Origin of the sequence: Shewanella eurypsychrophilus (genome assembly GCF_007004545.3) — a bacterium.
Lineage (GTDB): Bacteria > Pseudomonadota > Gammaproteobacteria > Enterobacterales > Shewanellaceae > Shewanella > Shewanella eurypsychrophilus.
The window spans coordinates 2,148,723-2,161,632 of record NZ_CP045503.2 but is presented as its reverse complement, the minus strand read 5'-3'; the positions used below and the strand labels follow the sequence as shown (position 1 = coordinate 2,161,632).

The 12,910-nt window shown below is 43.0% G+C and carries 10 protein-coding genes; 5 read left to right on the top strand and 5 right to left on the bottom strand.

What is annotated here, in order from left to right:
- Nucleotides 1-13: 13 nt before the first annotated feature.
- Nucleotides 14-1,246 carry a lipoprotein-releasing ABC transporter permease subunit gene (locus FM038_RS09060; protein WP_142870404.1) on the bottom strand — a complete coding sequence of 411 codons (1,233 nt, stop codon included), beginning with the start codon at nucleotides 1,244-1,246 and terminating at the stop codon, nucleotides 14-16.
- 97 nt (nucleotides 1,247-1,343) lie between these two features.
- Between FM038_RS09060 and FM038_RS09055 the strand changes: the two genes are divergently transcribed.
- The 3 genes from FM038_RS09055 (at nucleotide 1,344) to FM038_RS09045 (ending at nucleotide 6,425) form a co-directional block, all read left to right on the top strand.
- Nucleotides 1,344-1,937: a hypothetical protein gene (locus FM038_RS09055; protein ID WP_142870403.1), complete on the top strand. Its 594-nt coding sequence runs from the start codon at nucleotides 1,344-1,346 to the stop codon at nucleotides 1,935-1,937.
- Between the two features lie 74 nt (nucleotides 1,938-2,011).
- On the top strand, nucleotides 2,012-5,485 hold the full coding sequence (mfd, locus tag FM038_RS09050; protein WP_142870402.1) for a transcription-repair coupling factor: 3,474 nt from the start codon (nucleotides 2,012-2,014) through the stop codon (nucleotides 5,483-5,485).
- A gap of 1 nt (nucleotide 5,486) precedes the next feature.
- Nucleotides 5,487-6,425 (top strand): peptidoglycan binding protein CsiV, encoded by a 939-nt coding sequence (locus tag FM038_RS09045; RefSeq protein WP_142870401.1) that lies wholly within the window; start codon nucleotides 5,487-5,489, stop codon nucleotides 6,423-6,425.
- Between the two features lie 77 nt (nucleotides 6,426-6,502).
- Here the strand turns inward: FM038_RS09045 and FM038_RS09040 are convergent, their stop codons facing one another.
- The 3 genes from FM038_RS09040 to nagZ all read right to left on the bottom strand — a co-directional run bounded on the left by FM038_RS09040 (nucleotide 6,503) and on the right by nagZ (nucleotide 8,840).
- A complete protein-coding gene (locus FM038_RS09040) occupies nucleotides 6,503-6,778 on the bottom strand; it encodes an acylphosphatase (RefSeq protein WP_142870614.1) in 276 nt (91 codons plus the stop codon).
- Between the two features lie 417 nt (nucleotides 6,779-7,195).
- Nucleotides 7,196-7,735, bottom strand: a complete 540-nt coding sequence (gene ycfP / locus FM038_RS09035; protein WP_142870400.1) for an alpha/beta hydrolase YcfP — start codon at nucleotides 7,733-7,735, stop codon at nucleotides 7,196-7,198.
- 88 nt (nucleotides 7,736-7,823) lie between these two features.
- The gene (nagZ, locus tag FM038_RS09030) at nucleotides 7,824-8,840 is read right to left on the bottom strand and encodes a beta-N-acetylhexosaminidase (RefSeq protein WP_185965652.1); all 1,017 of its coding nucleotides are present in this window, start codon (nucleotides 8,838-8,840) and stop codon (nucleotides 7,824-7,826) included.
- Nucleotides 8,841-9,165: 325 nt separating this feature from the next.
- Here nagZ and FM038_RS09025 point away from each other — a divergent pair, with 325 nt between their 5' ends.
- Nucleotides 9,166-10,542, top strand: a complete 1,377-nt coding sequence (locus FM038_RS09025) for an L-serine ammonia-lyase (RefSeq protein WP_142870399.1) — start codon at nucleotides 9,166-9,168, stop codon at nucleotides 10,540-10,542.
- A gap of 77 nt (nucleotides 10,543-10,619) precedes the next feature.
- Here FM038_RS09025 and cysB read toward each other — a convergent pair whose 3' ends face one another.
- Nucleotides 10,620-11,594, bottom strand: coding sequence for an HTH-type transcriptional regulator CysB (gene cysB / locus FM038_RS09020; RefSeq protein ID WP_142870398.1), 975 nt, complete (start codon nucleotides 11,592-11,594; stop codon nucleotides 10,620-10,622).
- A gap of 226 nt (nucleotides 11,595-11,820) precedes the next feature.
- Between cysB and FM038_RS09015 the strand changes: the two genes are divergently transcribed.
- Nucleotides 11,821-12,594, top strand: a complete 774-nt coding sequence (locus FM038_RS09015; protein WP_142870397.1) for a hypothetical protein — start codon at nucleotides 11,821-11,823, stop codon at nucleotides 12,592-12,594.
- Nucleotides 12,595-12,910 lie beyond the last annotated feature (316 nt).

Below are 12,910 nucleotides of genomic sequence, written 5' to 3'. Positions count from 1 at the left end.
CCACTTAAGTGAGTTATTCGTATCTCAACGCCGTTGCAGGTTGAACCGCTGCGGCCCTTAGTGCGGGATATACAGTAGCCATAAAAGAAATAGCCAATGTACCAATAACAATCCATCCCATCTGTCCCCACACCAACTCGACAGGTAAAGACTGACCTGCACCCAAAATAGAAACCCCTAAGCTGTTAAGAATGCTATTAAGGTTTAATGTCAGCCCAATCCCAATAGCTAAACCACAAATGAGTCCAATGATGGCGTTTAAGGAGCCTTGGATCATGAAGATCCCCATCACATCGAATGTGCTAAGCCCTTGTGTTTTTAACACAGCAACATCGGCAGTTTTATCAACGACCATCATGACAAGCGCCGATACTATGTTAAATGCTGCCACTGCAATAATAAGACTCAGCATCAATGACATCATGTTTTTTTCCATTTTCACGGCACCAAAAAGATGACCATAGGACTCACGCCAATCCGTCGTTGTCACATCTATTTGTTTAGCCTTAAACAACAAAACAACATCGGGTCGTAATTTGGCAGCATTAAAAGGGTCTTGCAGATATAAACGCAGCTGCTTTATCTCACCTGGAGTTTGTCTCATCAATCTTTGTGCGTCTTCGAAATGTATGTAAGCCAGATTTGCATCAACTTGGGAGCCCATCTCAAACACACCAGCCACGACAAATTTTCGTTGACTCGGTACCGGCCCTAATGGCGAATACACCACGCCTTCTCCACTGAGTAAACGCACACGTTCGCCTACAGAGACATCTAACCTTCTAGCCAGCTCAGAGCCTAAGACCACTCGGTACTTACCCGATTCAAGCTGTTCGAAACTGCCATTAAAACTTCGCTGCATGGTTTTAAGCAGTGCATGCTCATAACTAGGATAAATCCCGTATAGCTCAATAGCACTGATATTGGAATGAGATTGAACCATAGCCTGAGTTGAAATGCTGGGGGTTGCTCCCTGCACGCCTTTTAAGGTTTTTAATGCCTCGACTTCTGACTGCCAATCATCAAGAGGAGTGGCAGAATGAACAGTTAACTGAGGGATCGCACCTAAAATCCTCTGCTTTAATTGACCTTCTAGGCCATTCATCACAGAGCTCACTATAATTAATGCTGCAACGCCAAGTAAGATCCCCGAAACGGCAAAAAAGGTAATAAAAGAGGCAAAGCCATTAGCCTTTCTTGCACGCCAATAACGAAAGCCAATATGTGAAGATAACGCCAGATTCATAGTTTCCTACAGGCCCAATAATTAATCAGCCTTGCTAAATCATTAAGATGCGCACGATAATAGGGGTATTAGCTATATAAAAACAAGAGGAAATCCCTTGTTCACTGAATCAACTCCCTATTTTAGTATTAAGCATGGCTTTAGTGCCTATCTTTCTTCTTGGCCAAAAGATGAACCATTACCCACAGAAGATGAACTACGCGCCATGTTACCCGCTGGTTTATTGCTGATCAGTCAAGTAAAAAGTCTGGAAGCAGACTGCTTGATTCAGCTCAGACATTTAGATGATGACGCTAAAAGTGTAGTCGATTACCTCAAACTACAGTCACGTAAAATAGACATAGTACTGCAGCATGTTTTAGAACAAGAAGAACATGAAGGTGAACGTTTTTCCGGTACGCACTTTGGTGGCAGTGGTATTAGCATCATTAGCGATAGCGCCCTCAATATTGGAGCACAATTTAAAGTTTCTCTGCACATCAAAGAAGAATTAGTCGCGCTAATATGTTTTGCTACAGTCACAGCTTCTGAATCGATAACTTCGGAGCTTCATCCTTCACATACCCAATTCAACCATGTGCTTGAGTTTACTCAAATCCTTGATACGGATGTAGAACAGCTAGTTAAAGCCAGTTTGAGCGTGCAGCAGAAACAATTAAAGTTACGTAAACAGGCAAAAGCGCCTCGCTGATTTTTCTCTAGCACTGGTGCCTGTAAGCCTCTACAATATCAGGCATCTTTGACGCGACTCTTTACTATATCTGAATGAAAGCTTTCTCAATACTGACGCCACCACCAGTTAAAAGTGCATCAAAATCTCAATCGCTTTATACCTTAGGCGGTGCATCACAAGCCATCACCTTGGCGAATTTAGTCCAAAGGCATGAAGGGATCACTGTTGCTGTAACCCATGATACGCCTACGGCGCTTTTACTCGAATCTGAGTTACATTACCTGTTAGCAGGAAAATCCTTCCCTGTCTGGCTATTCCCAGACCGTGAGACACTGCCCTATGATAACTTCTCGCCGCATCAAGATTTAGTCTCACAGCGACTCGAAACGTTATCTCGTCTACCCAGTGCTAAGCAGGGGCTTGTTATCGTTCCCTTAAGCACCTTGATGGTACGTTTGTCGCCGAAGTCATTCTTAACCGGTAACGTACTCATACTGGCGAAGGGGGATAATTACTGCCTACAAGATGTAAAGCAGCAACTGGTCAGCACTGGTTATCATCTGGTTGAGCAGGTCTATGAGCATGGTGAGTTTGCAGTCAGAGGTTCAATCATCGACCTGTTTCCCATGGGCTCTAACCAACCATTTCGAATTGAGCTTTTCGATGATGAAGTCGAATCCATTCGGCATTTCGATCCTGAAACTCAACGCTCAAGTGGTGAAATAGATTCAATAAGATTACTGCCAGCAAAAGAGTTTCCAACAGATGATGCCGCCATTGAAGGATTTAGGCAGAGATACCGTCGTCGCTTCGAAGTATTAGTTAAAGAACCTGAATCTGTTTACCAAATGGTTAGCCGTAAAATCCTGCCAGCAGGGATAGAAAGCTACCTACCGCTCTTCTTCGATGAAACAGCAACGCTGTTCGATTATCTGCCTGAAAATACTCAGCTGGTCAATATTGGCGATTTAGAAGCTGCCTCTAACGCTCACTTAGCTGAAGTTGGCCTCAGATTCGAAGACAGGCGCGTCGACCCTTTACGCCCTTTGCTTGAACCAAAAGAGTTATATCTACTCACCGAGCAGCTTTTTTCTCAGTTTAAGACCCTGCCAAGGTACTTACTTAAGGTAGGAACTGGTGAAGAGAGTGGTCATCAAGCCAAAATAGAAAAATTGCCAGAATTAACCGCCAACCACAAACTGAAACAGCCTCTGAGCTTACTAGCGGATTATGCCCAAGGTGACGTAAGCATTCTATTCAGTGCCGAGTCTGAAGGCCGACGAGAGGCATTATTAGAGCTGCTAAGCAAGGTCGATATCAAACCGAAGCGGTTTGACTCACTAGATGATTATATCGCATCAAAAGCCCGCTTTGGTCTTATTGTCTCGCCGTTATCCAACGGTTGTATCATAGACAAAGCCCGCGGCGGGAAGTTTAGCCTGGTTTGTGAAACAGAACTTTTCGGTCACCGCATCTCTCAGAAGCGTCGACGTGACAAACAAAAACAGATCAGCAGTGATGCTTTAGTGAAGAACTTGGCTGAATTGAAAGTTGGCCAACCTATCGTTCATCTAGACCACGGTGTCGCTAAATATCAGGGCTTAGAGACGCTGGATACTGGCGGTCTTATCGCCGAGTATCTCAAGTTAGAGTATTCCGGAGGTGATAAGCTTTATGTACCCGTATCATCACTGCACCTTATTAGCCGCTACAGTGTGGGTCCCGACGAAGAAGCAAATCTAAATAAACTCGGTAATGAAACCTGGGCAAAAGCAAAGAAAAAAGCCGTTGAAAAAATCCGTGATGTGGCTGTCGAGCTACTCGATGTTTACGCTCGAAGGCAAGCTCGCCCCGGTGAGGCCTGTAAGATCGATGAACAGGAATATGCACAATTTTCCAATAGCTTTCCGTTTGAAGAAACCGTCGACCAAGAAACGTCTATCAATGCAGTCATCACTGACATGTGCTCACCCATAGCTATGGATAGACTCGTCTGCGGTGATGTTGGTTTTGGTAAGACAGAGGTCGCCATGCGAGCGGCATTTGTCGCCGTTAACGATGGCAAGCAAGTCGCTATTTTAGTGCCTACAACATTGCTTGCTCAGCAACACTATGAAAACTTCAAGGACAGATTCGCCGATTGGCCAGTGAAAGTAGAGGTGGTCTCTCGCTTCAAAACGGCTAAAGAGCAAAAAATCGTCATGGGTGAACTCAGTGACGGTAAAGTCGATATCATCATTGGCACCCATAAACTACTCCATTCAGAAGGTGAGTTTGATAACTTAGGCTTGTTGATCATCGATGAGGAGCATAGATTCGGGGTTCGACAGAAGGAAAAAATTAAGACTTTACGGGCTAACGTAGATATCTTGACCTTAACAGCAACACCGATCCCAAGAACCTTGAATATGGCGATGTCAGGCATGCGTGACTTGTCAATTATCGCCACGCCGCCAGCAAAGCGACTTGCTGTTAAAACCTTTATCAGAGAATATGATCTCAGTACGATCAGAGAAGCACTTCTGCGTGAAATTCTCCGTGGTGGCCAGGTATACTTCCTGCATAACTCAGTAGAAACAATTGAAAAACGCGCCAATGAGATCAGTGAGCTTCTTCCTGAAGCTCGTGTCGTAACCGCCCATGGTCAAATGCGAGAACGTGAGTTAGAAAAAGTCATGTCTGACTTCTATCATCAAAAGTTCAACGTACTTGTGTGTACTACGATCATCGAAACTGGTATCGACGTACCATCAGCCAACACGATCGTCATAGAGCGAGCCGATCATTTTGGTCTTGCTCAGCTTCACCAACTCAGGGGACGAGTCGGTCGCTCTCATCATCAGGCTTATGCCTATATGATGACACCGCATCCTAAACGTATGACGGCCGATGCGCGTAAACGATTAGAAGCCATTGGCGCCTTGGAAGATTTAGGCGCTGGCTTTATGCTTGCAACACAAGATCTTGAAATTCGTGGCGCCGGTGAGCTCTTAGGCGACGAACAGTCAGGACATATCTCCAAAATAGGTTTTACCCTTTACATGGAGATGCTTGAAGATGCCGTTAAATCTTTGAAAGAAGGTAAGGAGCCATCTTTAGGTCAGATGCTGAGGCATCAGTGTGAAATCGATTTACGTATTCCTGCGCTGTTACCTGATGACTTTGTCCATGATGTTAACATTCGTCTTTCTCTGTATAAGCGCATTGCAAATTGTGACTCAGAGCAAGCACTGGATGAACTTAAAGTTGAACTTATCGATCGTTTCGGCATGCTGCCTAGTGCAACAAAGAACCTGATGGAGCTCACCTTATATAAACATCAAGCGACGGTATTAGGGATCAAAAAGCTCGAGATGCATGCTAAAGGCGGCAGTTTAGAATTTAATGATGATCATTGCGTCGATCCAGGGTTTATCATTGGTTTACTTCAAAGTCAGCCACAAAACTATCGAATGGATGGCCCGAGTAAGTTAAAATTCCTGATCCCAGCCGAGTCACATACGGACAGACTGGCATTGGTAAAATTGCTCCTGGGGCAATTATCACAACATCGTCTTGGAGAATAATGTGTTAAGACAAACTCTTTTAGTGATTGCAGGCTTAGTGTCTGCTTCTCAAGCGTACGCACAAGATGAGCGTTGGTTTGAGGTAGAAGTTTACCTGTTCGAACGAAACAACAGTCAGTCTCAAGAAGCTGTACCTGAGCATGTTTCTATCAAACAGCCAAAGAAGTTGGTTGACCTAATTTCACCCATTTTCAGTACTAACATCACAGGAGCAAGCCTTAGTTTAGAGGGCTGTTCATCCCATGATTGGGTAACCAATGCGGATATGTGTAACGAGCAACTCAAATCAGCCCAGATGGATCACCCTTCACATATTCCTGTTAATATTGCAGCAGCAAGCGAGCAGTATGGTGTGCCTTATGGACCCGCAGTCCTATTAGGCACTAACCAAAATCAATTCACTGATCTGATCAACAAATTGTCTCGAGAAAAAGGCAATAAAAGTCTTCTGCATATGACGTGGCAACAGTCTATGTTACCAAGACACAGAGCAAAGGCTGTTAGACTCTTTTCAGGCCAAGATTATTCATCACGCTTTAAACTTAATGGCCAATCTGTATCAAGCCAAAAACCTGAAACCGATATTCCTCAATTTGACTTTCTAAGTAGCTTCAGTACAGAGGAAAGTAAGCCTGTGTGGAAATTAGATGGCTCACTTAATATTTACTTAGATCATTACTTGTATGTAGAGACTGCACTTAATTTACGAGAAGAAGGCACTAAAAAATTAGCGGTCATGAGAGGTCACAACCCATTTAAATATAGTGAGGCGGATCTATCGACCCCCTTCCTATATGCCATTCCTATGAAACAAAATAGACGGGTGCGCAGTGATGAGATCCACTATTTTGATCACCCTAAAATGGGGATGGTCCTACAGATCAGGAAAATGCAGCAGCCTATAGATAGAGAAAAAGTTCCAGCGACAGAGCCTCTATAAATCGGCCAAAATAGATAAGTTAAACGATTAAAAAGCCTGGCATATTAGATATGTCAGGCTTTTTACTACTCGCTGCACTAAGATTGCACAATGGAGAAATCCAGATAGATCTCATCTGCATCATCCTCTTCAATGAAAACGTTTGAAACTCTGCAGTGTGGTGGGCCATCATGGCACCAATCAATGAGATTATCGACGGCAGGAAAAGCCCCCTGAACTAAGATGCTTACACTGCCATCATCACAGTTTGAGACATAACCCGTTAAGCCTAACTCTTTTGCTTTAGCTAAGGTAAAACGTCTATAACACACGCCTTGCACCTTGCCTTGGACATTAATCTTGACTCTTTTCATCATGTTCTCCCCAACTCACTTCATTTGAAGATAACGCATGCAAGTCAACTAGGCAAAAAACAGGCAAAAAAAACAGCTAACAAAAAGGGCTAGCTGCATCGGGCGACATACGCAAATTGGTGAGTCTAAAAAGACTAAGACGATAAATGTATCAATTTGTAGCAATTATTACCATGAGCGCTACTTTACACTGGAGACGATAACATTCAAACAAAAACCAGCTTTTTCATCTAACTTTAATACCCAATGTGATCTTGATCACCTGCTATAGCGGAAAAATCAGTATCTTATACTGGAGTACCACTTAGAGATAATCTAAATTAAGTAACTGTAATAAAAGATGGCTAGATTTTAAACACAAAAAAACCGCACGAGTGCGGCTTAAATTGTTGATCTGTTAATGCATATAATACTAAATTATGAAGCCTTATAGCTGGCAATGTTTGATAGATGGCTCGCTAAAGAGGGGAATTTGTGCGGCTGCTCCTCATCCCAGATCACTTGGTAATAATGGTTCAAGGCTTTCTCTACTTGAATATTGTCGTTTTCAGAGTCTTGCCTAGACACAATGACTAGTGCCTTTTTTTCATTTTTCTCTCGAAAATTCGTGACACACTTACCGGCAATATCACTGTACTCTTCAGGCCGATCAATTTTACCAAGCATACTGATCTCAGGATGTAGATTAGGGTTGATTAAAACGCTTCTTAAACCGTTAAGAAATCCGATCCTTTCAGCCCAAAAAGCCCCTAAGCCAACACCTATGATCAGAGGCGAAGGATCATCTGACTGCTGTATTTGTCGGCTGACTTCATTGAGTAAATGCTGCATATCATGTTTGGGATGCAAAGTGCTGTAACTCACCAAACGTACATCTTTATCAACAAACTGCAGTTGGCGCATTTTTTCATGATTACCAGGGCTTGTTGCATCGAAACCATGTAAATAGAGGATCATTGTGCTTCCTTTGCTTTTCTAGAATATTCACTTTAGCTAACTTACCTCTTAAGTTAGTTGAGCTAAGTCAAACTTATCTAATAATTGGCTAAAATTTACTTGGAAAAGACTCAGCTAATTCTTTAGCCTTCTGCCAGCGTTGCTCCAATTGTAAAGCCTTGGCGACGGCATCAGGATCTGCTTTAAGTAGCTTGGCTGATTTATCTGGAGCTTCATCAGGCCACTCAAGCTCGTTAAGGACTTCTGTTGCACCTTGTGGGTCATTGCAGACTAAGATCATGTCACAGCCTGCATCTAGAGCTGCTTTCGCTCTTTGTTTGTATCCACCAACAACCCCCGCACCTTCCATGCCTAGATCATCAGAAAAGATCACCCCTTGGAAGTTAAGTTCACTGCGCAGTACCTGTTTGAGCCAATAAGAAGAGAAGCCTGCAGGATTGGGATCGACTTTAGGGTAGATAACATGTGCGGGCATCACACCTTGAAGCTTCCCCTGCTCAATGAGCGCTTTAAAAGGCACCATATCTAATTCACGGATCTCACTTTCATTTCTATCATCGATAGCTTGTGCCAAATGGGAGTCAGTCTCGACGCTACCATGGCCCGGAAAGTGCTTGCCCACTGCAGCCATTCCAGCCTGATTCATACCCTGAATAAAACTATCGGCTAAAGGGATCACGATTTCAGGATCAGAGCCAAATGCCCTAGTGCCGATAACGCGGCTCACCCTATTAAGATCAAGAACAGGTGCAAAGCTTAAATCGATATCACAAGCCAGTAATTCAATTGCCATCAGGTATCCTAGCTCTACAGCGCAATTTTGCGCTTTTGCTATGTCACCATTAGCATGAGCCAATATATCGCCCATAGCAGGAATACGTGTAAAGCCTTCACGAAACCTTTGTACGCGTCCGCCCTCATGGTCAACGGCAATAATCAAATCTGATCTGACAGCTCTAATTGACTTTATAAGAGACACTAATTGAGCTCTATCTATAAAGTTGCGCGAAAACAAGATCAACCCCCCCACCATAGGATGCTTCAACTGTGTTAATTCGGCCTCGGTCGCTTGGGTAGACGACAGATCTAACATTAAATAACTCACACTTTCTCCTTAAGAAATCTAATCACTAAAATGTACGATTTCAGCAGATAATAAATAGTTAAAAACAGTGTGAATGAATACGTCTATTTGTACTAAGCTAAGTTTATTGCCTTAGTTTAGCTAATCTGAAAGTTCTTATTAAAAAAACTCATGATAAGTCATGCAGGAAAGTATGGGATACTTTCAGATCAAAGATCCACACAAGCGGATAAGAATAACATATCAATGCTTTAATCCTGTGAACTTTGATAAGTCAATTGGATTAAAGCTCATTAATATTCGTAGATTACATAGTAAAAGAACAATAACAAACAGGTTTTTAAACATGATAAGTGTATTCGACATGTTCAAAATTGGCATTGGTCCATCGAGCTCACATACCGTGGGTCCAATGAAAGCAGGCAACATCTTTATCAATGACCTCAGTAAAGAAGGTCTACTTGATTGTACAGATGAGCTACGCTCAGAATTATTTGGCTCTCTTGGGCAGACAGGTAAAGGACACGGCACTGGTAAAGCTGTCATACTCGGCTTGATGGGTGAAGCCCCCGATACTGTAGATACAGATTCAATTGATAGCATTCTTAAAGATGTCAGTGATTCTCAAGAGCTTCTAATGGCCAACGGAAAACGCGTCATTTTCAGTCGTGAGTCCGGCGTTATTTATCACCGACGAAAAAGCTTACCGGCACATGCCAATGCCATGACTTTATATGCGTTTGCTAAAGGTAAATGCATCTATGAGAGAACTTACTACTCTGTAGGTGGCGGCTTTATCTTAGATCAAGATGAAATAAAGGCCCAAGATGCCTCCCCAGCAGCACCAATCAAATCTGCACCTTTTGATTTTGACAGCGCGGCTCAACTACTCGAATCTTGTAATAGCAATGGCTTCAGTATTTCTGCCTTGATGATGGAAAATGAGCTCAGTATTGCCGAAGAAGCAGATATCAGAAAGCAACTCTGGCATATCTGGGAGACAATGAAGACTTGTGTCGAACGTGGTTACCATAAAGAGGGACTGCTGCCAGGCGGCCTGAAACTGAGACGCCGCGCTCCAGCCATGTTTCGTAGACTCAAGGCTGAAGGAAAAAACAGTGTCGATCCCCTAATGGCTTTGGATTGGGTCGATCTATTTGCCTTGTCGGTTAATGAACAAAATGCAGCAGGTGATAGAGTCGTCACCGCTCCGACTAATGGTGCTGCAGGGATTATTCCAGCTGTCTTATGCTATTACGACAAGTTTGTACAAGAAGTGGATAACGACATCTGTTGCCGCTACCTGTTAACCGCAGCAGCCATCGGTATTCTATATAAGAAAAATGCGTCTATTTCAGGCGCAGAAGTAGGATGTCAGGGCGAAGTCGGTGTCGCATGCTCTATGGCCGCAGCAGCATTAACCGAAATTATGGGTGGCACGGTCGAACATGTCGAGAATGCTGCAGAGATCGGCATGGAGCATAATCTTGGACTAACTTGCGACCCAGTCGGTGGACTCGTTCAGGTACCTTGTATTGAGCGTAATGCCATGGGCGCCGTAAAGGCAATCAATGCCTCAAGAATGGCCCTTCGCGGTGACGGTAACCACAAGGTTTCACTTGATAAAGTGATCAAAACCATGATGGATACAGGTAAAGACATGCGCAGTAAGTATAAAGAGACGGCAAAGGGTGGCTTAGCGGTTAATATCGTTGAGTGTTAACGGTTTTATTTGCTGATTCTGAATAATAAAAAACTCGCTTAGGCGAGTTTTTTATTTTCCCACTTCGCGACTTGAAACTAGCGAACAGGCAATTGGATATCGGCAAACATATTTTCAATGAGTTGTGGATCTCTTAACGCAACCGCTTTTTCTACCACTTCTTTAGTGAGGTGCGGTGCAAAGTGCTCAATAAACTCATACATGTAAGTTCTTAAGAAGTTGCCTTTTCTAAAGCCAATTTTAGTTGTGCTATGCCCAAAAAGGTGACTGGCATCGATAGCGACTAGATCTTTATCCATATGAGGATCGATGGCCATTGATGCAATCACCCCGACACCTAGACCCAGTCTGACATAGGTCTTTAATACATCGGCACTGGTAGCACTAAATACCACTCTAGGCTCGAGCCCTGCACGATTAAAAGATTTCTCAATCTCAGACTCTCGGTCAAAACCAAACACATAAGTGACTAAAGGGAAACGGCCAAGATCTTCAATCGTAATATTACTGCGATTCGCTAATGGATGATCACGGTTGACGACAATTGAACGGTTCCAGTGGTAACAAGGCAGCATAATTAGGTCAGAGTAGAGATGCATCCCTTCAGTCGCAATTGCAAAATCAGCATCTCCTCTAGCAGCAAGCTCGCTAATTTGCGATGGCGTACCTTGATGCATATGCAAGTTGACTTTAGGATAGCGTTCAATAAATCCACGAATGATATTAGGTAATGCGTACCTAGCTTGGGTATCTGTAGTCGCTATGTTTAGCTCACCCTGATCAGGCTTGGTATATTCTTCAGCAACTTTTTTAATACTTTCGACTTTACCTAAAATATTATTGGCTATACTTATAACCTGCTCACCAGCGGGAGTTACATGAGTTAAATGTTTGCCACTTCGACCGAAAATCTGAATACCAAGTTCGTCTTCCAACATGCGGACTTGTTTACTGATCCCAGGTTGGGAGGTGTAAAGATTTTCCGCGGTAGCCGAAACGTTGAGGTTGTGATTGACCACCTCTGCAATATATCTGAGTTGCTGCAGCTTCATCTTTTATCCTTCAATTCGACCTCTATTGAATACTTTTAGTGGGTCTGGAATGGGAGATTAAGTATAAGAAATAGTTATAGTACAACGTGAAAATTAAATCAATCTGGAATATAACATAGAGTTCACACTATTCACACGACATTAGTCAAAACCTAGTCTAAGATAACTATGCTAGAGTGTTGATTTATAGTAGCATTAGTAGAATTGCATAATTAACGGTAGCCCTATGATATTTACTTTAGTTCTGATCAGTATCGGTGCGCTCTTATTACTCGTAATCGGAATTAATATCATTCAGCAGCAAAAAGAACGTGCAGAAGCTGAACGTAGAACTGAACTTGCAAGACAAAGAGCCATTATTGACGAAACCGAAGAGGTGTTGTCACACACAGGCATGTTCCCCTGCTCCACTCAAATAATTATAGTCCTTTATAAGCGTGTCGAAGACGCACTGGGACTCGCTGTCACCCATGCCGCCGCTCAAGCAGGTGATTACCAAAGAAGACAAACTGATATCAATGGTCAAATTCAAACTCTAAAGGCCGCACCTAAGCAAGCACCATCCATTGAAAGCTTTCGCCTACCTGATAATGACAAACAGATTTTAACGTTAGTGCAAGTACTCAAAAAATTGAAAGCCATCTTACGCGCTGAACATAACAAGGGAAAAGTTGAACCTGGTATATTTACCGAAGAAGAAGGACGTATCGATAGCCTACAACTCAGGATCAATGTTGACTCCATGTTGTCTCGTGCACGAGCAGCCTGCTTTATGAAGCAATATGGTTCCTCTAAGCAGATGGTTACCAAAGCGCTATCGACTCTACACGCAATCAAAGCACAAACACCCAATGATCCCTTCATCACTAAAAAAGTCGATGAAGCTAAAGCTATGTTAGAAGAGATCATGGGCGCACAGAAGATCGCTTCACCTACGGTAGCAAACAAGAAAGAAGAGGAAGATATTGATATCCTATTCCAGCCTAAAAAGAAGTGGTAATAAGCAATAGGTGTTAGGTACTAGGTACTAGGTACTAGGTACTAGGTACTAGGTACTAGGTAAAGTTTGTGCCCAACTATGGCCTCTGCATATCATGTGGGGGCTTTTTATTAGCAGTATTCAAGCTGGATCCTGAAACAAGTTCAGGATGACTGCAAATACTAAAAACTCAGCTCTTACTTATCACACCTATCACTAAAACTTCACCGCTTACGACTCCTCGTGTCTCGTGTCTCGTGTCTCGTGTCTCGTGTCTCGTGTCTCGTGTCTCGTAAGAATTATTTCCCATAACACAGACATAAAAAAAGCCCCGAAT